This window comes from Streptomyces sp. NPDC042102, from assembly GCF_055582305.1.
Genome location: NZ_JBVJDL010000002.1, coordinates 878,195 through 899,384, shown reverse-complemented (window position 1 = coordinate 899,384; position 21,190 = coordinate 878,195). Strand labels below are relative to the sequence as shown.

General features: G+C 73.7%; 19 protein-coding genes. 6 read left to right on the top strand and 13 right to left on the bottom strand.

The genetic code is table 11. From position 1 onward, the window contains the following. Positions 1-171: 171 nt before the first annotated feature. From ACZ6KO_RS12085 to ACZ6KO_RS12075, 3 genes are all read right to left on the bottom strand, one after another. Complete coding sequence (locus tag ACZ6KO_RS12085; RefSeq protein ID WP_469303322.1) at positions 172-2,457, bottom strand: heavy metal translocating P-type ATPase; 2,286 nt, start codon at positions 2,455-2,457, stop codon at positions 172-174. Positions 2,458-2,549: 92 nt separating this feature from the next. After that, positions 2,550-2,783 (bottom strand): heavy-metal-associated domain-containing protein, encoded by a 234-nt coding sequence (locus ACZ6KO_RS12080; RefSeq protein WP_401450278.1) that lies wholly within the window; start codon positions 2,781-2,783, stop codon positions 2,550-2,552. Between the two features lie 103 nt (positions 2,784-2,886). Then, positions 2,887-3,663, bottom strand: coding sequence for a TetR/AcrR family transcriptional regulator (locus tag ACZ6KO_RS12075; RefSeq protein WP_469303320.1), 777 nt, complete (start codon positions 3,661-3,663; stop codon positions 2,887-2,889). 127 nt (positions 3,664-3,790) lie between these two features. Here ACZ6KO_RS12075 and ACZ6KO_RS12070 point away from each other — a divergent pair, with 127 nt between their 5' ends. Continuing rightward, positions 3,791-6,067, top strand: a complete 2,277-nt coding sequence (locus tag ACZ6KO_RS12070; RefSeq protein ID WP_469303318.1) for an MMPL family transporter — start codon at positions 3,791-3,793, stop codon at positions 6,065-6,067. 24 nt (positions 6,068-6,091) lie between these two features. On the opposite strand, the gene ACZ6KO_RS12065 is transcribed toward ACZ6KO_RS12070, so the two are convergent. The 3 genes from ACZ6KO_RS12065 to ACZ6KO_RS12055 form a co-directional block, all read right to left on the bottom strand. Next, positions 6,092-6,292, bottom strand: a complete 201-nt coding sequence (locus ACZ6KO_RS12065; RefSeq protein ID WP_401450272.1) for a helix-turn-helix transcriptional regulator — start codon at positions 6,290-6,292, stop codon at positions 6,092-6,094. A 218-nt stretch (positions 6,293-6,510) separates the two neighbouring features. Next, entirely contained in the window at positions 6,511-7,524 is a 1,014-nt protein-coding gene (locus ACZ6KO_RS12060) for a Gfo/Idh/MocA family protein (protein ID WP_469303316.1), read from the bottom strand. A gap of 105 nt (positions 7,525-7,629) precedes the next feature. Then, the gene (locus ACZ6KO_RS12055) at positions 7,630-8,541 is read right to left on the bottom strand and encodes a sugar phosphate isomerase/epimerase family protein (protein WP_469303315.1); all 912 of its coding nucleotides are present in this window, start codon (positions 8,539-8,541) and stop codon (positions 7,630-7,632) included. Positions 8,542-8,619: 78 nt separating this feature from the next. On the opposite strand from ACZ6KO_RS12055, the gene iolC reads away from it, so the two are divergent. From iolC to ACZ6KO_RS12035, 4 genes are read left to right on the top strand one after another with little or no spacing between them, the layout of a single operon-like run. Further along, on the top strand, positions 8,620-9,552 hold the full coding sequence (gene iolC, locus ACZ6KO_RS12050; protein ID WP_469303898.1) for a 5-dehydro-2-deoxygluconokinase: 933 nt from the start codon (positions 8,620-8,622) through the stop codon (positions 9,550-9,552). After that, the gene (iolB, locus tag ACZ6KO_RS12045) at positions 9,543-10,406 is read left to right on the top strand and encodes a 5-deoxy-glucuronate isomerase (protein WP_469303313.1); all 864 of its coding nucleotides are present in this window, start codon (positions 9,543-9,545) and stop codon (positions 10,404-10,406) included. The genes iolC and iolB overlap by 10 nt, the downstream gene beginning before the upstream one ends. Beyond that, positions 10,394-12,268: a 3D-(3,5/4)-trihydroxycyclohexane-1,2-dione acylhydrolase (decyclizing) gene (iolD, locus tag ACZ6KO_RS12040; protein ID WP_469303311.1), complete on the top strand. Its 1,875-nt coding sequence runs from the start codon at positions 10,394-10,396 to the stop codon at positions 12,266-12,268. The genes iolB and iolD overlap by 13 nt, the downstream gene beginning before the upstream one ends. A gap of 10 nt (positions 12,269-12,278) precedes the next feature. Further along, positions 12,279-13,778, top strand: a complete 1,500-nt coding sequence (locus ACZ6KO_RS12035) for a CoA-acylating methylmalonate-semialdehyde dehydrogenase (protein WP_469303309.1) — start codon at positions 12,279-12,281, stop codon at positions 13,776-13,778. A gap of 151 nt (positions 13,779-13,929) precedes the next feature. On the opposite strand, the gene ACZ6KO_RS12030 is transcribed toward ACZ6KO_RS12035, so the two are convergent. The 6 genes from ACZ6KO_RS12030 to ACZ6KO_RS12005 all read right to left on the bottom strand — a co-directional run bounded on the left by ACZ6KO_RS12030 (position 13,930) and on the right by ACZ6KO_RS12005 (position 19,744). Further along, positions 13,930-14,976, bottom strand: coding sequence for a WxL protein peptidoglycan domain-containing protein (locus tag ACZ6KO_RS12030; protein ID WP_469303306.1), 1,047 nt, complete (start codon positions 14,974-14,976; stop codon positions 13,930-13,932). A gap of 116 nt (positions 14,977-15,092) precedes the next feature. After that, positions 15,093-16,388 (bottom strand): hypothetical protein, encoded by a 1,296-nt coding sequence (locus ACZ6KO_RS12025; protein ID WP_469303304.1) that lies wholly within the window; start codon positions 16,386-16,388, stop codon positions 15,093-15,095. Between the two features lie 235 nt (positions 16,389-16,623). Continuing rightward, positions 16,624-17,886 carry a S8 family peptidase gene (locus ACZ6KO_RS12020; protein WP_469303302.1) on the bottom strand — a complete coding sequence of 421 codons (1,263 nt, stop codon included), beginning with the start codon at positions 17,884-17,886 and terminating at the stop codon, positions 16,624-16,626. Between the two features lie 131 nt (positions 17,887-18,017). Next, complete coding sequence (locus ACZ6KO_RS12015) at positions 18,018-18,431, bottom strand: GNAT family N-acetyltransferase (protein ID WP_469303300.1); 414 nt, start codon at positions 18,429-18,431, stop codon at positions 18,018-18,020. A gap of 28 nt (positions 18,432-18,459) precedes the next feature. Then, positions 18,460-19,161, bottom strand: a complete 702-nt coding sequence (locus tag ACZ6KO_RS12010) for a 4'-phosphopantetheinyl transferase family protein (RefSeq protein ID WP_469303297.1) — start codon at positions 19,159-19,161, stop codon at positions 18,460-18,462. A gap of 88 nt (positions 19,162-19,249) precedes the next feature. Beyond that, entirely contained in the window at positions 19,250-19,744 is a 495-nt protein-coding gene (locus ACZ6KO_RS12005; RefSeq protein WP_469303295.1) for a hypothetical protein, read from the bottom strand. Positions 19,745-20,062: 318 nt separating this feature from the next. On the opposite strand from ACZ6KO_RS12005, the gene ACZ6KO_RS12000 reads away from it, so the two are divergent. After that, a complete protein-coding gene (locus ACZ6KO_RS12000; protein WP_469303293.1) occupies positions 20,063-20,536 on the top strand; it encodes a phospholipase in 474 nt (157 codons plus the stop codon). Between the two features lie 67 nt (positions 20,537-20,603). Here the strand turns inward: ACZ6KO_RS12000 and ACZ6KO_RS11995 are convergent, their stop codons facing one another. Then, complete coding sequence (locus tag ACZ6KO_RS11995; protein ID WP_469303291.1) at positions 20,604-21,140, bottom strand: DUF4240 domain-containing protein; 537 nt, start codon at positions 21,138-21,140, stop codon at positions 20,604-20,606. Positions 21,141-21,190: the final 50 nt, after the last annotated feature.

Sequence of the window (21,190 nt, the reverse complement as noted above, 5' to 3'; positions counted from 1 at the left end):
GCCGCTCAAAGCTTCCCTCGGGCACGTGCCCCGGCCTGCGGTGCCAGACGTCCCCCAAGACTTCCTGGCATCGACCCATTAGACCCATACCGGCCCCGGATGGTTACGTTCACATCACTGTGATCTGCGTCTCCTGTGAAGGAGATGTGGATGGATAGAGAAGGTGAACCCCTACCGGAACGACCTCAACCGCAGGCTGTTGGTCACCACGAACACCGATGAGAAGGCCATCGCCGCCCCCGCGATCATCGGGTTGAGCAGTCCGGCGGCCGCCAGGGGCAGCGCCGCCACGTTGTATCCGAAGGCCCAGAACAGGTTGCCCTTGATGGTGGCCAGGGTCCGCCGGGAGAGCCGGATCGCGTCCGCCGCCACCCGCAGGTCGCCGCGGACCAGGGTCAGGTCGCCCGCCTCGATGGCGGCGTCCGTGCCGGTGCCCATGGCCAGCCCCAGATCGGCCCGCGCCAGCGCCGCCGCGTCGTTGACCCCGTCGCCGACCATGGCGACCGTACGGCCCTGCTCCTGCAGGCGGCGTACGACGGCCACCTTGTCCTGCGGGAGCACCTCGGCGATCACCTCGTCGATGCCGACCTCGCGCGCCACGGTCTCGGCCACGGCCCGGTTGTCGCCCGTGAGCAGGACCGGGGTGAGGCCGAGGGCGCGCAGCCGGGCCACCGCCTCGGCGCTGGTCTCCTTGACCGCGTCGGCGACCGTCAGCAGCCCGCGTGCCGCGCCGTCCCAGGCGGCCAGGACCGCCGTGGCGCCGGAGGTCTCGGCGGCCTTCAGGGAGGCCGTCAGGTCCTCGGGGAGGGCGATCCCCGCGTCCGTCAGCAGCCGCTCGCGGCCCACCAGGACGGCGTGCCCGTCGACATGGCCGCGGACGCCGAGGCCGGGGACGTTCTCGAAGCCCTCGGGGACCGGCAGGGCGCCGACCCGCTCGGCGGCGCCGGCGGCCACCGCGCGGGCGACGGGGTGCTCGGAGGCGTGCTCCAGGGAGCCCGCCAGGCGCAGCAGTTCCGCCTCGGTCACGCCCGGCGCGGGGTGGACACCGGCGAGGGTCATCCGGCCGGTGGTGACCGTACCGGTCTTGTCGAGGACGACGGTGTCCACGCGCCGGGTGGATTCCAGCACCTCCGGGCCCTTGATCAGGATGCCCAGCTGGGCGCCGCGCCCGGTGCCGACCATCAGCGCGGTCGGCGTGGCCAGCCCCAGGGCGCAGGGGCAGGCGATGATCAGGACGGCCACGGCGGCGGTGAAGGCGGCGGTGGCGTCGTCGGTGGCCAGCAGCCAGACCACCCAGGTGCCCAGGGCCAGGAGCAGGACCACGGGGACGAAGACCGCGGAGATCCGGTCGGCGAGCCGCTGGGCCTCGGCCTTGCCGTTCTGGGCGTCCTCGACCAGCTGGGCCATCCGGGCGAGCTGGGTGTCGGCGCCGACCCGGGTGGCCTCGACGACCAACCGTCCGGACGTGTTGACGGTGGCGCCGGTGACGGTGTCCCCGACGGTGACGTCGACGGGTACGGACTCGCCGGTCAGCATGGCGGCGTCGACGGCGGAACTGCCCTGGACGACCGTGCCGTCGGTGGCGATCTTCTCGCCGGGGCGGACGACGAAGCGGTCGCCGACGGCCAGCGCGGCGACCGGGATCCGCACCTCGGCGCCGTCCCGCAGGACGGTCACGTCCTTGGCGCCCAGTTCCAGCAGTGCCCGCAGCGCGGCGCCCGCCTTCCGCTTGGCCCGGGCCTCCAGGTAGCGGCCGAGCAGGAGGAAGGTGACGACGCCGGCGGCGACTTCGAGGTAGAGGGCGGAGGAGCCGTCGCCGCGCCGGGTGGTGAGGTCGAAGCCGTGCCGCATGCCGGCCATGCCGGCGTGGCCGAAGAACAGGGCCCACAGGGACCAGCCGAACGCGGCCAGGGTGCCGACGGAGACCAGGGTGTCCATGGTGGCGGCGCCGTGCCGGGCGTTGGTCCACGCGGCCCGGTGGAAGGGCAGGCCGCCCCAGACGACGACGGGGGCGGCGAGGGTGAGGGAGAGCCACTGCCAGTTGTCGAACTGCAGGGCGGGGATCATCGCGAGCAGGACGACGGGGGCCGCGAGCACGGCGCTGACCAGCAGCCGCTCGCGCAGCGCGGCCAGTTCGGGGTCGCGCCCGGCCGCCGCGGCCCCGCCGGCCTGCGGCTCCCGCTCCGGGCCGGGCTCGGGGGCGGGGGCCGGCGGCGGGGGTTCCGCGGCCGTGTAGCCGGTGCGGACCACGGTCGCGATCAGGTCGGCGACCGCCACGTCCGCGGCGTAGGACACCTTCGCCTTCTCGGTGGCGTAGTTCACCGAGGCGGTGACCCCGTCCATCCGGTTGAGCTTCTTCTCGATGCGGGCCGCGCAGGAGGCGCAGGTCATCCCGCCGATCGTCAGTTCTACCTCGGCAGCTATGGGTCCGCCGTCGTGCACTGTGCTGCTGCTCATGTCACGTTCCGTCGGGGTGGGCCGGGCCGTACGGGACCAGCGGTGGCTGGCCGGGTGCGGCCCGGCGGGCGAGGAGGGGTCGGGTGCCGGTGCTACGCCTGGCCGGCGAGCTCGTACCCCGCCTCGTCCACGGCGGCGCGGACGTCGGCCTCGGTGAGCGGGTGCGCGGAGACCACCGTGACCTCGCCGGTGGCGGCGACGGCCTTGACCGAGCTGACGCCGGGCAGCTCCGCGAGCTCGGCGGTCACCGCGCCCTCGCAGTGCCCGCAGGTCATGCCGGTCACCCGGTAGACGGTGGTGGTCTGGGATTCCGTCTCGGCGGTCATCTCGTTCTCCTCTTCGGGGAAGTGTCCGGTCGGCGTCGGGGCGGGGGGCGCAGGAGACACCTGCGGGGCCCACCGTCCTCCCGCCACTCCCGACTATATACCCCTAGGGGGTATCGATGCGAGCAGGGCCGGGCGCCAGGGGGGTCGTGGTGGGCGCGGGCTCCATGTAGCGCAGCAGGACCGTCTTCAGTTCGGCGGCGTACGCGGCGCGCTCGGCTCCCTCGCTGGCCAGGATCAGGTCCAGGGACGACTTGAAGATGCCCAGGATCATCAGGGAGACCCGGGTGAGCTCGGCCGGCCCGGCGTCCGGGCGGAAGCGGCGCAGGATCACCTCGATACGGGACACCAGGCCGGCGTGCAGCTCGTCGTGCTCCTGGGTGATGCCGGGGATGCCGGTGCCGTGCATGAGGGCCCAGAAGGCCGGGTTCTCGCAGTTGAAGGCGATCACCGGGTCGAGGACGGCGTCGAGCAGCTCCGGCAGCGGCTTGTCGAGGTTCTCCGGGAGGAAGACCTGGCCGTGCATCTCGTGGGCGCGCCGCAGCAGCTGGCCGCCCAGCTCGATGGCGATGGCCTCCTTGTTCGGGAAGAACTGGTACAGCGTGCCGGGTGACACGCCGGCCTCGCGCGCGATCGCGTTGGTGCTGGAGGCGGCGTACCCGCTGCGGCAGAACACGCCCGCCGCGGCGCTCAGGAGCTGCTCGATCCGGCGCTCGCCGCGGGCCTGGCGACGGCGCGGCGCGGCGGGCGTCTTCGCCGTCTTCACCGTCCTCGCGGTCTTCGCCGCCTTCCGCCCGGTCGCCCGCTCGGCCCGCTGCTCGGTCCGCGACTCCGTCTCGCGCTCCGGTTCGCGCTCCGGCTGGTCGGTCGTCTCCGACTGCACTTCAACCCCTTGCGTCCTGTGGGTGATTGACAAACACGAGGAACCACTCGCATTCTTGAGAAACGCGAGCAGTAGCTCGTATTTGCCAGTCTAGATGGCCATGCCGGTCATAGGGGGACACTGCGCCATGCCCGCAGTCAAGAAGACGCTGGAGATCAAGCCACCGGGGGAGGGCCGCTGGACCCGTCTCGTCACCGGCCGGCCGCGGCTGTCGCTGCTGCTCGCCCTGGTCGTCACGGCCCTGGCCGTGTTCGCGGGAGGCGGCGTCGCCGACCGGATGGCCAGCGGCGGCTGGGAGGATCCCGACGCCCGGTCCACACTCGCCGCCGAGGCCCTGGAGCGGGAGTTCCCCGACTCCCAGCCCAACCTGCTGCTGCTCGTCGACGCCGGCCGGGCCGACGTGGACGACCCCGCCGTCGCCGCCGAGGCGGAGCGGCTCACCGCCGCGCTCGGCACCGAGCCGGGGATCACCGCCGCGGGGTCGTACTGGCGCACCCGCCTGCCCGCGCTCCGCTCCGAGGACGGGCACCAGGCACTGATCACCGCCCGGGTGCAGGGCGACGAGAAGACCACCGCCCAGGTGCTCGACCGGATAGCCCCCGCCTACCGGGGCACGCAGGGACCGGTGACGGTCTCCCTCGGCGGGCCCGTCGCCGTACAGCGCGAGGTGACCACCACCATCCAGGAGGACCTGCTGCGGGCCGAGCTGATCGCCCTCCCGGTCACCCTGGTGCTGCTGGTCCTCGTCTTCGGCAGCGCGGTGGCGGCCCTGCTGCCGCTCGGCGTCGGCATCGTCGCGATCCTCGGCACCAACGCGGTGCTGCGCGTGCTCACCGAGTTCACCGACGTCTCGGTGTTCGCCCAGAACCTCACCACCGCCCTGGGGCTCGGTCTCGCCATCGACTACGCGCTGTTCATCGTGCGCCGCTTCCGCGAGGAGAGCGCCGCCGGACGGGATCCGGTGACCGCGGTCGGGATCACCCTGCGCACCGCCGGGCGCACCGTGCTCTTCTCGGCGCTCACCGTCGCGGTCGCGCTCTCGGCGATGCTCTTCTTCCCGATGTACTTCCTGCGCTCCTTCGCGTACGCCGGGATCGCGGTCGTCCTGATCGCGGCGGCCGCGGCGCTGATCCTGCTCCCGGCCGCGCTGGTGCTCCTGGGGGACCGGGTCGACGCGCTGGACCTGCGGCGGCTGTGGCGGCGGGGCGGCCGGCCCGCCGAGGGGGCGGTCGCCGGGGGCGAGGGGACCGGCGCGGTGGAGGCCGGGCGGGGCTGGGCGCGCTCGGCGACGCTGGTGATGCGCCGGGCCCCGCTGTTCGCCGTGGCCACGACGGCCGGTCTGCTGCTGCTCGGACTGCCCTTCCTCGGGGTGAAGTTCGGCACGGTCGACGACCGGCAGCTGCCGAGGACGGCGGAGTCGCATGTGGTCCAGCAGCAGATCCGGGACGGCTTCCCCGGCAGCCCGGGTGCCGCCCTGGTGGTGCTCGCCGAGGGCCCGGCGACCGAGGCGGAGTACGGCGCGTACCGCGACCGGCTCCGGGCGCTGGAGGGCGTGATCCGCGTCGACGGCCCGGTGACCGCGCGGCAGCCGGGGACGTACGCGTACTTCAGCGTCCTCGGCGAGGGCGAGGCCGTGGGTCAGCAGGCCCAGGACCTGGTCGGCGAGGTGCGCGCGGTGGACGCCCCGTTCCGCACGGCGGTGACCGGGCAGGCGGCGCAACTGGTCGACGCGCAGGACGCGATAGCCGAGCAGCTGCCCCGGGCCCTGGCGCTGATCGTGGTCGCGACCCTCGTCCTGGTCTTCCTGCTCACCGGGAGTGTGCTCATACCCCTCCAGGCGGTGCTGCTCAACGCGCTGAGCCTGACCGCGATGTTCGGCGCGGTGGTGTGGGTCTTCCAGGAGGGCAACCTCTCGGGCCTGCTCTCCTTCACCGCCACCGGGGACATCGAGACCACCCTGCCGGTGCTGATGTTCTGTATCGCCTTCGGACTCTCCATGGACTACGGGGTGTTCCTCATATCCCGCATCAAGGAGGAGTACGACCGCACCGGCGACCACGAGGGGGCGGTGCGGACCGGGCTGGCCCGCACCGGCGGACTGATCACCGCGGCGGCCGTGATCCTGGCGGTGGTGATGGTGGCCATCGGCACCTCGCGGGTGACCAACACCAAGATGCTCGGGCTGGGCATCGCCCTGGCGGTGCTGATGGACGCGATGGTGGTGCGCAGCCTGCTCGTCCCGGCCGTGATGAAGCTGACCGGGCGGGCCACCTGGTGGGCACCCGGTCCGCTGCGCCGGCTGCACGACCGGTTCGGGCTGAGCGAGGGCGAGTCGGTCACCGCGGTGGCCGCGTCGCCGGCCGCGGCACCGGATTCGGGGAAGGTGACGGCCGGCAGCCGTTAGGACGGTCCGGGGGCCGCCGCGGGGTCAGTCCTCGCGGCGGCCGCGGTTGCCCGGGCGGCGGGCCACCCAGGCGCGGACGGTGTCGGCGTACCAGTAGGGCTTGCCGCCCTCCACATGGTCGGGCGGGGGCAGCAGTCCGTGCTTGCGGTAGGAGCGGACGGTGTCCGGCTGTACCCGGATGTGGGCGGCGATCTCCTTGTACGACCACAGCTTTCGGTCGGTCATGGCACACCTCCTGTGGCCACGCCCCAGGGGCGGCCGGGAGGCCGTCGGGGGAGCCGGGGCGTGGACGCTGATGCTGACGATCAGTCGAGTTGTGCCCGGAGAACGACGCTCGGTGAAGGCGGGGGAGGGGCTGTTGAACGCCTGTGACGGAAGACCCGCGTGATGCGGACACACGTGACAGGCGGCGGACTTCTGTGACGGATGTGGCACACGGGCCGTCAGCGGTACAGAGGCGGCCGTTCCACCAGGTCCACCGGGGTCCGGGTGCCGGTGCGCCCGGCCGTGAGGCCCGCCTTGGAGACCGCGGCCGCCGCGTAGCCGTCCCACGCGTCGGGCCCCTCGACGCGCCCGCGCAGGGTCGCCGCGACCCAACGGCGCAGCTGGCGGTCGTACGCGTCGGCGAACCGGACCGTGTAGTCCTGGACGATCTCCCCGCCCCAGCGGCCCGCGGACTGCACCACCATCGCGGCGCCGTCCCCGATGCGGGCGCTGCCCCGCTCGCCGACCGCCTCGCAGGTCACCTGATAACCGAAGCCGCAGTTGACGAAGATCTCCACGTCGACCAGGGCCCCGCCGGAGGTCTCCAGCAGCACCAGCTGGGGATCGCGCAGCCCCTCGGGGGCCGCGCCCGACGGCCGCGGGGCGAGGACCGACACCGCGGTGATCTCCTGCCCCAGCAGCCAGCGCGCCGCGTCCACCTCGTGCACCACCGAGTCGCTGATCAGCATGTCGCTGGTGAAGAAGGACGGCGAGGACGCGTTGCGGTGGCGGCAGTGCAGGAACAGCGGCCGCCCGATCCCGTCCCCGTCCAGCAGCTCCTTGAGCCGCTCGTACTCGGCGTCGTACCGCCGCATGAACCCCACCTGGATCCGTCGCCGGCCCAGCCGCTGCTCGGCCTCCATCACCCGCAGCGCGCCCGCCGGGTCCGGCGTCAGCGGCTTCTCGCACAGCACCGGCAGGTCCCGGGCCAGGGCCAGCCCGATGGCCTCCTCGTGCGCCGGACCGGGTGAGGCGATCAGCACCGCCGCCACCCCGGGCGCGGCGATCGCGGCCGCCGGATCGGTGTGCGCGCTCACCCCGTCCAGGCCCGCCGCCACCTCCTTGACCCGGTCCCCGTCCGGATCGGCCACGGCCACCACCCGGGCGCCGCCGACCGTCCTGCCGATCCGCCGGACATGGTCGGCGCCCATCCTCCCCGTACCGATGACGGCGATCCCGAGCACACTGCTCATACCGACTCCCCCTCCTCCCCTGGTCCGGATCTTCGCGGTCCGGAGCATCGCGGTCCGATCTTCGCGGTGTGGAACTGTGCGGTGGAACGCCGCGGCGCCCGCCCGTCAGGCACCGCACGAGCGCAGGTAGGCCCGGGTCCGCCGGGCGATCGGCAGCGGCCGGTCCGGGGAACAGGGGTACATGTCCTGCTCCACGATGGCGAACAGCTCCACGCCGAGCTTCTGCGCCGCGGTCAGCACCGGCTCCAGCGCGGGCACCCCGGCCGGCGGCTCGCACATCACCCCGCGGGCCACGGCCGGCCCGAAGGGCACCTCCCCGGCGACGACCTCGGCCAGGATCCGCGGATCCACCTGCTTGAGGTGGAGGTAGCCGATCCGCTCGCCGAAGGTCTCGATCAGCTCCACGCTGTCGCCGCCGCAGTAGGCGTAGTGCCCGGTGTCCAGGCAGAGGGAGACCAGGCCGGGATCGGTGGCGTCCAGGAACCGGGCCACGTTCTCGGGGGTGTCGATGTGGGTGTCGGCGTGCGGGTGGACCACGATCCGCAGCCCGTAGCGGTCCTGGACCTCACGTCCCAGCCGCTCGGTCTGCCGGGCGAGTTCGCGCCACTGGCCGGCGTCCAGCGTCCGCTCCTCCAGTACCGCGCCGGTCTTGTCGTCCCGCCAGAAGGAGGGGATGACGACCAGGTGCGCCGCGCCCGTCGCCCGCGTCAGCTCCGCGACCCGCGACACGTGCGCCCAGGTGTCCTCCCACACGGCGGGACCGTGATGGAGTCCGGTGAAGACCGTGCCGGCCGACACCCTCAGCCCGCGCCGCTCCGTCTCCGCGAGCAGCCGGGCCGGGTCGGTGGGCAGATAGCCGTACGGGCCGAGCTCGATCCACGCGTAGCCGGCGTCCGCGACCTCGTCGAGGAAGCGTTCCCAGCCGGTCTGGCGCGGATCCTCCGGGAACCACACACCCCAGGAGTCCGGTGCCGAGCCGATGCGGATACGGGTCAGCGCGGAAGGGGAGGACGTCATAACGGCCACCTTAGGTCGCTTCGTTCGCAGAGACTGGGAGGACTGCTTGTGACCACCGACCCGTTCGATCTGATCACGATGGGCCGGATCGGGGTGGATCTCTACCCTCTCAGAACCGGGGTACCGCTCGCCGAGGCCGACACCTTCGGCAAGTTCCTCGGCGGCTCGGCCGCGAACGTGGCCGTCGCGGCGGCCCGGCTGGGGCGGCGTACCGCCGTGATCACCCGGACCGGGGCGGACCCGTTCGGCGCGTACCTGCGGTCGGAGCTGCGCGGATTCGGGGTGGACGACCGGTGGGTGGCGGAGGTCGCCGCGTACCCGACGCCGCTGGCGTTCTGCGAGATCTTCCCGCCCGACCGGTTCCCGCTGTACTTCTACCGGCTGCCGAAGGCGCCCGATCTGGAGATCCGGGCCGGGGAACTGGACCTGGACGCGGTGCGCGCGGCGCGGGTGTTCTGGATGACCGGGACGGGACTGAGCGCGGAGCCCTCGCGGGAAGCGACGTTCGCGGCGCTGTCGGCGCGGGCCGAAGGCGCCGGCCGCGCCGGCGGCCCGACCGTCTTCGACCTGGACTGGCGTCCGATGCTGTGGGACGAGAAGCCGCAGCCGTACTACGAGCGGGCGCTGTCGATGGCGGACGTCGCCGTCGGCAACGCCGAGGAGTGCGAGATCGCCACCGGCTGCCGTGACCCGCGGGAGGCGGCGCGCGCCCTGCTGGCGGCCGGGCCGGCGCTGGCCGTGGTCAAACTCGGCCCGGAGGGGGTCCTGGCCGTCCACCGGGACGGCACGCAGGCGCAGGTGCCGCCGGTGCCGGTCGAGGTGGTCAACGGCCTCGGGGCGGGCGACGCCTTCGGGGGTGCCCTCTGCCACGGCCTGCTGGCAGGCTGGGAACTGCCCCGCGTCCTGCGGTACGCGAACGCGGCGGGCGCGATCGTCGCCTCCCGGCTGGCGTGCTCGACGGCGATGCCGCGCCCCGACGAGGTGGAGGAGGTGCTCGCGTCGTGCCGCTGATCGCCGAACACGGACTGGCACGCACCCGGCTGCGGGTGCTGGAGCTGGCGCCGGGGGAGACGTACGCGTACACCACCGGCACGTACGAGTGGATCGTCCTGCCGCTGGCGGGCGCCTGCACGGTCGCCTCCTCAGCCGCCTCCTGCCAGGAGCAGCGGACCGAGCGGTTCACCCTCCGCGGCCGCGCCGGCGTGTTCCACCGGGCCACCGACTTCGCCTACCTGCCGCGGGACGCCGACGCCGAGGTCCGGTCGGACGGCGGCGGCCGGTTCGCCGTCGTCGGGGCCGCGTGCGGGCGGCGGCTGCCCGCCCGGTACGGGCCGGCGGCGGACGTCGCCATCGAGATGCGCGGGCGCGGCAGCTGTTCGCGGCAGGTCAACAACTTCGCCGCCGCCGACGCCTTCGACTGTGACCGGCTGATCGCCGTCGAAGTGCTCACCCCCGGCGGCAACTGGTCCTCGTACCCGCCGCACAAGCACGACGAGCACCACCCGGACCAGGAGTCGGAGCTGGAGGAGATCTACTACTACGAGATCGCCCCGCACGGCACCACGCCCGGCGTGGGATACCAGCGTGTCACGCCCTCCCCGGCGGGGAAGACCGACATCCTCACCGAGGTGCGCAGCGGTGACGCCGTGCTCATCCCCGACGGCTGGCACGGTCCGGCCATCGCCGCGCCCGGCCACGACATGTACTACCTGAACGTGATGGCGGGCCCCGGCCCGGTCCGGGAGTGGCTCATCCGCGACCACCCCGACCACGGCTGGATCCGCGACACCTGGGCCGCGCAGGACCTCGACCCGCGGCTGCCCTTCTACCGGGCGCAGGAGGAGGAGCAGGCATGCGAAGGCTGACCGTGGCGCAGGCGCTCGTGGAGTTCCTGGCCCGCCAGTTCACCGAGCGCGACGGGCGGCGGCACCGGCTGATCGCCGCCACCTGGGGGATCTTCGGGCACGGCAACGTCGCGGGCGTTGGGCAGGCCCTGCTGGAGACCGGCGCCAAGGAGATGCCGTTCCTCCAGGGCCGCAACGAGCAGGCCATGGTGCACGCCGCCGTCGGCTACGCCCGCCAGAGCGGACGGCTCTCCGCGCACGCCGTGACCACGTCCATCGGTCCCGGCGCCACCAACCTCGTCACCGGGGCGGCGCTGGCCACCGTCAACCGGCTGCCCGTCCTGCTGCTGCCGGGCGACGCGTTCGCCACCCGGCCCGCCGACCCCGTCCTGCAGCAGCTGGAGGTGCCCCACGCCGGGGACGTCTCCGTCAACGACACCCTGCGCCCCGTCTCCCGCTATTTCGACCGCGTCACCCGTCCCGAGGCCCTGATCCCCGCCGCCCTCCAGGCCATGCGGGTGCTCACCGACCCCGTCGCCACCGGCGCCGTCACCCTCGCGCTGCCACAGGACGTCCAGGCCGAGGCGTACGACTGGCCGGAGGAGTTCTTCGCCGACCGCGTCTGGCACGTCCGCCGGCCCCGCCCCGACGCCGCCGAGCTCGCCGCGGCCGCCACGGCCGTACGCGCCGCCGCCCGCCCGCTGATCATCGCCGGCGGCGGCATCCGGCACAGCGGGGCCGAGGCCGCGCTGGCCGCGTTCGCCGAGGCCACCGGGATCCCGGTGGCCGCCACCCAGGCCGGCAAGGGCGCCCTGCCGTACGACCACCCGGCCGACGTCGGCGGCGTCGGCCACACCGGCACCGCGCCCGCCAACGACCTGGCCCGCGGCGCCGACCTGGTGATCGCGGCCGGGACCCGGCTGACGGACTTCACCACCGCCTCGGGGACCCTCTTCCAGCACCCCGGTGTCCGCTTCGTCGGCCTCAACCTCGACCCGTACGACGCCCACAAGCTGGCCGCGCACCCGCTGGTGGGCGACGCCCGCGAGACCCTGGACCTGCTGCGCGCCGAGCTCGCCGGGCACCATGCCGAGAGCCGCCATGCCGAGAGCCGCCATGCCGAGGCCAAGGCCGCCTGGGAGCGGCGCGTGGACCGGGCGTACGCCACCCCCGACCCCGACGCCGTTCCCACCCAGGTCCAGGTCCTGGGCCTGCTCGACGAGATCGTCACCGCCGACGACGTGATCATCAACGCCGCCGGCTCGCTCCCCGGCGACCTCCACAAGCTGTGGCGGACCCGCGCACCCGGCCAGTACCACGTCGAGTACGGCTACTCCTGCATGGGCTACGAGATCCCCGCCGCCATCGGCGCCGCCCTCGCCGAGCCGGGCCGCCCGGTGTGGGCCCTGGTCGGCGACGGGACGTACCTGATGAACCCCACCGAGCTGGTCACGGCCGTCCAGGAGGGCGTCCCGGTCAAGGTGGTCATCCTCGACAACCACGGCTACGCCTCCATCGGCGGCCTGTCCGCCGCCACCGGCGGCGAGGGCTTCGGCACCGCGTACCGCTTCCGGGGCGCGGACGGCGCCTACGACGGCGACCCGCTCCCGGTGGACCTCGCGGCCAACGCGGCCTCCCTCGGGATGGCCGTCATCCGCGCCCATACCATCCGTGACCTGCGAGAAGCCCTCTCCCGGGCGCGAGCCGCGGACCGTCCCACATGTGTCTACACACAGACCCGAACGCCCGACACTGTGTCGGGCCCACCCCCTGCGACGGCGTGGTGGGATGTTCCTGTGGCCGAGACCGCGACCCGTGCGTCGGCGTCGGCGGCCCGCGAAGAGTACGCCCGGCACACCGCGCAGCGACGTCGCCATCTGTGAAGGAGCAAGCATGAAGACCGTCAACCACTGGATCGGTGGCAAGACCGTCGAGGGCGCGTCGGGCAACTACGGCCCGGTCACCGACCCGGCCACCGGCGAGGTCACCACCCAGGTCGCGCTCGCCTCGGCCGAGGAGGTCGACGCGGCGGTACAGATCGCCCGGGACGCGTTCCTCTCCTGGGGCCAGTCCTCGCTGGCCGCCCGCACCAAGGTGCTCTTCGCCTACCGCGCCCTGCTGGACGCCCACCGCGACGAGATCGCCGAGCTGATCACCGCCGAGCACGGCAAGGTGCACTCCGACGCCCTCGGCGAGGTCGCGCGCGGCCTGGAGATCGTCGAGCTGGCCTGCGGGATCACCACCCAGCTCAAGGGCGAGCTGTCCACGTCCGTCTCCAACCGCGTGGACGTGTCCGCCATCCGCCAGCCGCTCGGCGTGGTCGCGGGCATCACCCCGTTCAACTTCCCGGCGATGGTCCCGATGTGGATGTTCCCCCTCGCCATCGCCTGCGGCAACACCTTCATCCTCAAGCCGAGCGAGAAGGACCCCTCCGCCTCCCTGAAGCTGGCCGAGCTGGCGAAGGAGGCCGGTCTGCCCGACGGCGTGCTGAACGTCGTCCACGGCGACAAGGTGGCGGTCGACGCCCTCCTGGCCCACCCGGGCATCGCGGCGGTCTCCTTCGTCGGCTCCACCCCCATCGCCCGCCACATCCACACCACCGCCTCCGCCAACGGCAAGCGCGTCCAGGCGCTGGGCGGCGCCAAGAACCACATGCTGGTGCTGCCGGACGCCGACCTCGACGCGGCCGCCGACGCCGCCGTCTCCGCCGCGTACGGCTCGGCCGGCGAGCGCTGCATGGCGATCTCGGCCGTGGTCGCGGTCGGCTCGATCGGCGACGAACTGGTGGAGAAGATCCGCGAGCGCGCCGAGAAGATCAAGATCGGCCCCGGCAACGACCCCACCTCCGAGATGGGCCCGCTGATCACCGCCGCCCACCGCGACAAGGTCGCCTCGTACGTCAAGGGCGCCGCCGACCAGGGCGCGGACGTGATCCTGGACGGTACGGGCTACACCGTCGACGGCTTCGAGAACGGCCACTGGATCGGCCTGTCCCTCCTGGACCGCGTCAAGACCGACTCCGACGCCTACCGCGACGAGATCTTCGGCCCGGTGCTGTGCGTGCTGCGCGCCGACACCTACGAGGAGGGCGTGGCCCTCATCAACGCCTCGCCGTTCGGCAACGGCACCGCGATCTTCACCCGCGACGGCGGCGCCGCCCGCCGCTTCCAGCTGGAGATCGAGGCCGGCATGGTCGGCGTCAACGTCCCGATCCCGGTGCCGGTCGGCTACCACTCCTTCGGCGGCTGGAAGGACTCGCTCTTCGGCGACCACCACATCTACGGCAACGACGGCATCCACTTCTACACCCGCGGCAAGGTCGTCACGACCCGCTGGCCGGACCCGTCCGAGGCCCCGGCCGGCGTGGACCTGGGCTTCCCCCGCAACCACTGACCCGGCCCGCCGCCGCCCCGAGCGACGGCCCCCGGCCCCTCCCACGGCCCGCCCCCGGGCCGCGGGCGGACCGGCGCGCCCCCCGCACCCTCACCGCGGGGGGCGCGCCCATGTCAGCGGGTGCCGGCCAGGTCAGCGGGTGCCGGCCAGGTCAGCGGGTGCCGGCCAGGTCCCGTGCGCCGGCGGCAGGTTCCGCCTCCCGCGGCGCGCGCCGGCGGCGACGTACGATCCGCACGCCCACGGCCCCGCCCGCCAGGACCAGCAGCGCGCCCACGGCCGGCCACGGGACGGCGACGAAGTCCCGCTCGGCCCGGGAGACCACCTCCGGGTACGCCGTGGCCGTCGCCGTCAGCCGTACGGTCACCCAGTCCGACTGCGGCGCGTCGGGCCACGGTTCGGTCAGCCGTACCCGCTGGCCCGGCAGCAGGACCAGCTTCGTCTCGCGCGCCGGACGGTCCAGCACCTGGCGCCCGAACAGCCCGCGCGCCCCCACCGCCACCTTCGGCTCGACCACCACGTTGCCCCGGTTGACCAGCGTGTACGAGATCGTCGCGGACGCGTCCCGCAGCCACGGCAGCAGCGGCGCGCGCCGGTTCACCTTCACCTCCTCCACGCTCACCGCGGGCGTCAGCGGCCCCGGCACCCGGAAGTACAGCCGCGCGCCGACCTGGCGCCGTACCCCGACCTGGACCTTGCCCTCCTGCTGTACGCCCTCCAGCTCGGTGCCCAGCGCGACGATCCCCCCGACGTGGTCACCGGGGGCCGCGTCCTCGGGCACCTTCACCGTGAACGGCACGTCCTTGCGCCCCTTCGGCGGGACCTTCACGACCTGCGCGGTCTCCGGCGGCAACTGGATCCACGTACCGACGTCCCTGGGCTTCTGGTCCACCGGCAGCAGGGCGAACGCCCCGCCGGCCGGGGTGTTCACGGCGTCGGTGGCGAAGACCCGGAACGTCAGCTCCCGGTCGGAGGAGTTCAGGAGCGTGACGCTGTCGGCGACGGTGGTCCCGGCCGCGCCCTGATGGAAGAAGTACGCGCGGTCGGTCATGGCGGCCCCCGCCGGGGGCGTCGGGAACACCCCCCAGGTCCCGTTGTCGGCGGCGGCCGCGCTGCCGGCGGGCAGCAGTCCCGCGCCGGCCAGGGCCAGCAGGCCGAGCAGAACGGACAGCGGGCCGTACAGTCGCGTGCGCGTGGGCATGGGCGGGTCTCCAGGGAAGGCGGGTGGGGTGGGGGGGGGGGGGGGGGCGGCGCCCCCCCCCCCCCCCCCCCCCCCCCCGGGACCGGCGGAACCGGGACCGGCTCCGGCCGGGTCGGTCAGGCGATCGAGAAGGTGACGACCGACCGGTAGGTGTCGGCGAACATGAACGGCGGGAGCTGGATCATCCCCGCGCCGCCGATCGCGAACTCGCCGCCCGTCAGCTGGTCCCCGCCGGCCGCCTGGGAGGCGATCTTCATCGGGGTGTCCGTGATCGCACCGGGCGCACCGGCGGTGCAGGTGCTCGGGCTGTCCGCGTTGGTGACCGTGCAGGCCGGCTGGATGCCGATCTGCGCCGTGGTCATGGCGTGCCCGGTGGTCTCGTTCAGGAACGGGGTACGGGTGGCCGTCACGTCCCAGCCGAGCGAGCCGCCGCGGAAGTCGTGCACGGCCATGGCGTTGAACTGCCCGACGATCGACTGCGGCTTGCCGTTGATGGTGACCTTGCCGAAGTCCACCGGCGGGTTGCCGGCCTGCGGGCCGATCCCGAGCGGACCGGGCAGGACCTCGACGTCGACCGGGTTCTTCACGCCCGGCACGTCCTCGACGAAGACGAAGGCGCGGCCGGCGCCGGCCGATCCGTTGATCTTGATCTCGTCGGCCTTCTTGGTGACCGTGAGGGAGCAGCTGGCGGCGCCGGAGGCGTCGGCGCTGCCGGATCCGGTGTCACCGGTCGCCGCACCCGCCAGCAGCGCGGAACAGGTGACGGGGCCGGCCGGGAAGTTGGCGCCGGTGGCGACGACGGCGGTGCCCGCCTTGCCGCTGTTGGGCGTCACCTTCGTGGTGACCGGGTCCTTCGGCAGAGCCTCGACCGCCACCGAGCCGATCGAGGCGCTGGGCCGCGGCGAGGGGGTGCACGTCGTGGTGTAGACGGCCCCGCCGATGTCCGCGTCGGTGATGAACTGGTCGAGCGTCACCTGCACGGTGGTGCCCTCGGTGCCGTCCGGGATCGTGATGGTGCCGCTGAACGCGGGCGGATCGGCCTTGACGCCGCCCTCCTGGTGGCTGGGTATCGCCGCGCTCGTGACGGTCTGGGCGGCGCCGCCGACCAGCAGCTTGGCCTTCATGACGTTGACGCTGTCGATGGTCAGCATCGGCACGATCGGCGACAGACCGGGGTCGATCGTGATCGGTACCGTGTCACCGGCCTTGGCGCCGTCCGGCAGCGTGACCGTGAAGTCCTGGCTGCCCTCCGCGTCCGGCTGGGGAGCGGGGGCGTCGCACTTCACATAGACCGGCGTGGTCCTGGTCGCCGCCTGCGCCGTCCCCGCCAGGCCCACCACGCCACCGGTCAGGGCCAGGGAGAGGGCTCCCGCCCCGGCCAGCACTCTTCGTCGGAACGTATCGGTACTCACTGGGTCGCGACTCCTTCGTCATGACGAATCCCCTCCCCCCACCCGTGTGTGCGGGGACGGCCGAGCCGGTGCGGTGGCGGCCATTGACGCGTCGCCGTGATGAGAAGTCAATGACTTCCTTTCGCCCGAAGCACACAGAAATTGATGTCCCATCAGGCCGGGGCGGTTACGGGGGTATATCCCCATGAATACCGACCGGTCGGTGAACCCGGGGCGCCGCGCCCGAGCGGGGTGGCTAAGGGGTTGCCGGGGCCGGGGCCGGGGCCGGGGCCGGAACCGGAACCGGGTCTGTGGCCGGGAGCGGGAGCGGGGCCGGGGCCGGGTGGTGGAGGAGGAGGTTGCGGGTGTTCGCCGGGACGCCGGTCAGCGCGTCCGGCAGGGCGTCGCGCAGCAGCCCCGCGCTCACCTGGGCCGGCGTGGCGCCCGGGTGCGCGGCCAGCAGCAGGGCCGCCACGCCCGCCACGTGCGGGGCGGCCATCGAGGTCCCGGACATCGACCGGACCGCGCTCGGCAGCCCCATCCACGCCGAGGTGATCCGGCTCCCCGGGGCGAACAGGTCCACGCACGGACCGTGGTTGGAGTACGCGGCCCGCCGGTCCTCGCTGTCGCTCGCGCCCACCGTGACCACCTCCGCGACCCGCCCCGGCGAGGATCCGCACGCGTCGGTGCCGGCGTTCCCGGCGGCCGCCGTCACGGTGAAACCGGCCCGGATCGCCCGCTGCACCGCGCTGTCCATGCTCTGGCTGCGGTCGCCGCCCAGGCTCATGTTGGCCACGGCCGGCAGCGCGCGGGTGGCGGTCGCGTCGTCGACCATCCAGTCCAGGCCCCGCAGGATCGACGACAGGCGTGCCGAACCGCGGCAGTTGGCCACCTTCACGCCGACCAGCTTCACGTCCTTGGCCACGCCGTACGTCGCGCCGCCGACGCTTCCCGCGACGTGCGTGCCGTGCCCGTTGCAGTCGTCCGGGCCCTCCAGGAACACGGCGCTCGTGCCCGCCCGGGCCCGGCCGCCGAACTCCCGGTGGTAGGTGTTGATCCCGGTGTCCACGACGTACACGGTGACGCCCGTGCCCGTCTGCCCGTACGTGTAGGCCGAGTCGAGCGGGAGCCCCCGCTGGTCCAGCCGGTCCAGCGGCCAGGGCGCCGCCGGCTGGGTGTCGCTGATCCGGTACTCGGTGTCCGGCTCGACGTACGCCACCCGCGGGTCGGCGGCGAGTTCGGCGGCCCGGGCGGCCGTGGTGCGGACCGCGAAGCCGTCGAGAACGGTCCGGTAGACGTGCCCGACGTCGTCGCCCGCCTCGGCGGCCTCGGTCGCGAGCGCCCGGGTGAGGGCGCGCGGGGCGACGGTCTCCTTGAGGACGACGACGTACGGTGCGGTGTCCTTCCCGGCCGCCGGCCGGCCGCCGTCCGGACGGCCGGGGGACAGGCCCGGGGCGGTGCCCAGGGCGGCCGTCGCCAGCAGGGCGGCAGCGGGGAGCAGTGCGGTGAGTGAGGTCATGCCGAGATGCTCGGCGAGCGTCCGTCCGGGCGCGCGGAGGGTGCGCCGAGTGGCCGCACGACACGCGGCCGGGGGGTGGTTTCCCGAGGAGCCGCCCCGGCCCCGATCGGCCCCGGTCGGCCGCGCCGGGCCTACGGTGCCAGGGGCCAGCCCCGCATCGTGAACTCGCCCTCGTCCTGTGCCCCGGCCGCCGTGTACGTGGCCAGCGCCGCCTCGTTGTCCGTGTCGACGCCCACCCACATGCCGTAACAGCCGCGTGCCCGTGCCTCCCCGGCGAGCGCGTCGACCAGGGCGCGCCCGATGCCGCGGCGCCGGTAGCCCTCGTCCACCGACAGCTCGTACAGGCACATCTCCGTGCCCTTGTCCGGGTGGCTCATCTCCACGCCCGAGACCATTCCGGCCGGGACGCCGTCCACGTAGGCGATGAGCATCAGATGACCCGCCGCGGCCAGGAACCGCTCGCTCCAGTCCTGCCGGGCCGGTCCGTCGAAGAGTCCCTCGGCCGCCGCGAGTTCGGCGGGTGTGCGCGCAGGGCGGATGTTCATGGCGGTCAGCGTAGGCCGCGCGGGGCCTTCAGGTGGCGCGAACCGCCAGGGCCGCCGCGTAGCCCGCCGGGGCGGGCAGGTCCGACAGGGTCCAGCCGGTGACCGGCGCCGGGTCGGGCGCGGAGCCGACGTACGGATCGGCCAGACCCAGGGCGAGGCCCGTGCCGGTGCCCTTGAGGTAGGCCTCCTTGCGGGACCACAGGCGGGCCAGGGCGACCGGCCGGCCGGTGTCGGGCATCGCCCGCAGTTCGGCGCTCTCGTCCGGGTGCAGGCTGGTCAGGACGTCCGCGACGGCGTCCGGGCCCGGTACGGCCTCCACGTCGACCCCGACCGGCACCCGGGCGAAGGCGAGGTAGGCGAGGTCCCCGCTGTGCGAGAGCGAGAAGTGGGCCGCGCCGCCGACGACGGCGGGGCGGCCGTGCGGCTCTCCGCAGCACGGGCAGTCCTCGCGGGTCAGTTCCACCCGCTCCGGGGCCAGGCCCAGGAAACCGCCGAGCAGCAGCCGCAGGCCCAGGTGCGAGGCCAGGTAGCGGTGCCGGTCGCCGGCGCGCAGCAGCTTCCCGGCCCGGGTGCGTTCGGCGCTGTCCAGCAGCGGCAGGGCGTCGGCGACCGGGTGCCCGCCGACGACGTCGAGCGTGGTGTCCAGCGACCACACGGACACGGCCCGGCCGGCGGGGAGCGCACCGGATCGCGGGGCGGCGGCGCCGAGTTGGTTCACGTACTCGATCATCCGACGAGCGTAGTGGAGGCGTGCCGTACGGGGCCCACGGGGCCCATGGGGCCCACGGGCCCCGGGACCGCCTGGACACCGACAGGATCTAGCCCCGGAACTTCGCGCCGGGCGGTGCGTCGGGGGACGCGTCGCCGTTCGTCCACGCGTAGACCCGCTTGCCCTTGACGACCACCTGGTACTGCAGGGCGTCCCGGCACTCCGCCCGCCCGCCGTGCCGGGCGTCGGACGGCCACCACTTCGCGGCCAGCTCCGGCGCCCCGACCGGCTTGGGCCGCGCGGCGCAGTGCGGCGCGTCCAGCGGGGTCCTGCCGAGCGTGAAGCGGATCAGCTTGCCCTCGCCGCTCGTACGGACCTTCACCTTCACGTTCTTGGCGTCCTGGGGTATCCACTGCGGCAGCGCGAACGCCCGGTCGCCGCGGCCGTGCGCGTCGGCGGCGGAGGCGAAGGACTGCTCCTTCTGCTGGAACAGGCGGTCGTGGACGGTCTGCGTCAGCGCGTTCGGCGGCAGGTTGGGCAGGGCGAACCCGGCGGTCGCGAGGACCCCGACGGCGGCGGCTGCGATGACGAAAGGACGCTTCATGTCTCCCAGGGTGGCCCGCGGGCCCCCTCCGGCGCATCGCTCCTCAGAGCCAACCCGGTCTCTGCCTCAAGTAGCACACGGGATACCTCCACAGGTGGACGCCGGCCCGCCGCCCGCCGTCGGGCCCGGCAGCGGCCCGCCTCACGCCCGGATCCATCAACAACCCATATCCGTACATGAGTTGACGGTTCGTAGTCATCGAGCCGAAGGGTCACGCAGCCGTAACCGATGCTTTAGCCGGGCCATACAGCTGCGCTATCGATCCGCGATATCCCTTCCTCCGACGGTGAGCACTCACCCGACACGAGGAGGAACTCGATGCGTCGCCATCTGGCCCCCGCACTGACGGCCGCCGCCATGGCCGGTGTCCTCGCCCTCGCCACCCCGGCGTCGGCGGTCCCCGCGGACAAACCGACGGTGCTGAGCAGCTGGACGCAGACCAGCTCCGCCAGCTTCAACGCCTGGGCCGCCGCGCGGGGGAACCAGGCCCGCTGGGCCGCCTACAACTTCAACTGGACCACCGACTACTGCTCCAGCTCCCCGGACAACCCGTTCGGGTTCCCCTTCCAGACCTCCTGCGCCCGCCACGACTTCGGCTACCGCAACTACAAGGCGGCGGGCATCTTCAGCGCCCACAAGAACCGCCTCGACGACGCCTTCTACGCCGACCTCAAGCGGGTCTGCGCGCAGTACTCGGGCGCGAAGAAGAGCTCCTGCGACGCCACCGCCTGGACCTACTACCAGGCCGTGCGCGTCCTCGGCGTCTCCCCGGAGAACGCCCCGGTCGGCTGACGGCCGGCGGCTCCCGCCGCGGCTCGTCCCGGCTGCCCCGCCCGCCCGCCTCCCCCTCGCGCCCGCCTCAGCCGTGCGCGAGGGCGGCCAGGCGGGGCAGCCTGCGCGCCATCTCCCGCTCGTCGTCGAAGTCGAAGCCCCAGTCGGGGTCGAGCGCCGGATAGCTGATGCTGAACGCCCCGTCCGGTATCTGCTGCCCCGTCGCCGACCGGTACGCCGCCCAGGCGATCCCCAGGGTGTCCTCGCACTCCAGTTCGCCGCCGCCGGCGAGACCCGCCACCACGCCCGCGAGCCCGGCCATCGCATCCGGATCGGCCACCGCCCGCTCGAAGACCTCCCGCCCCTGGGTGATCAGCCAGCCCCGGAAGCAGTCGAAGCCGTCGTCCGAGCAGCCGCCGTTGACCAGGTAGGCGGCGGCCCACAGCGGGCTGGTGCAGGAGACGGCCAGCAGGTCCCACAGCACCTGCTGGGCCCCGAGTATCTCGGGGACCGTCCGCCCCGCGAGGAGCGCGCTCGCGCGTTCGGCGATCTGCTCCCCGTCGGCCCCGTCCCCGGCCTCGGCGCGGGCCTCCTCGATCAGTTGCCAGAACTGCTGCGTGTCCATACGCCAGATGGTGGCAGTGGGGTCTGACAGTGCGGCCGAGGACGGCGGCG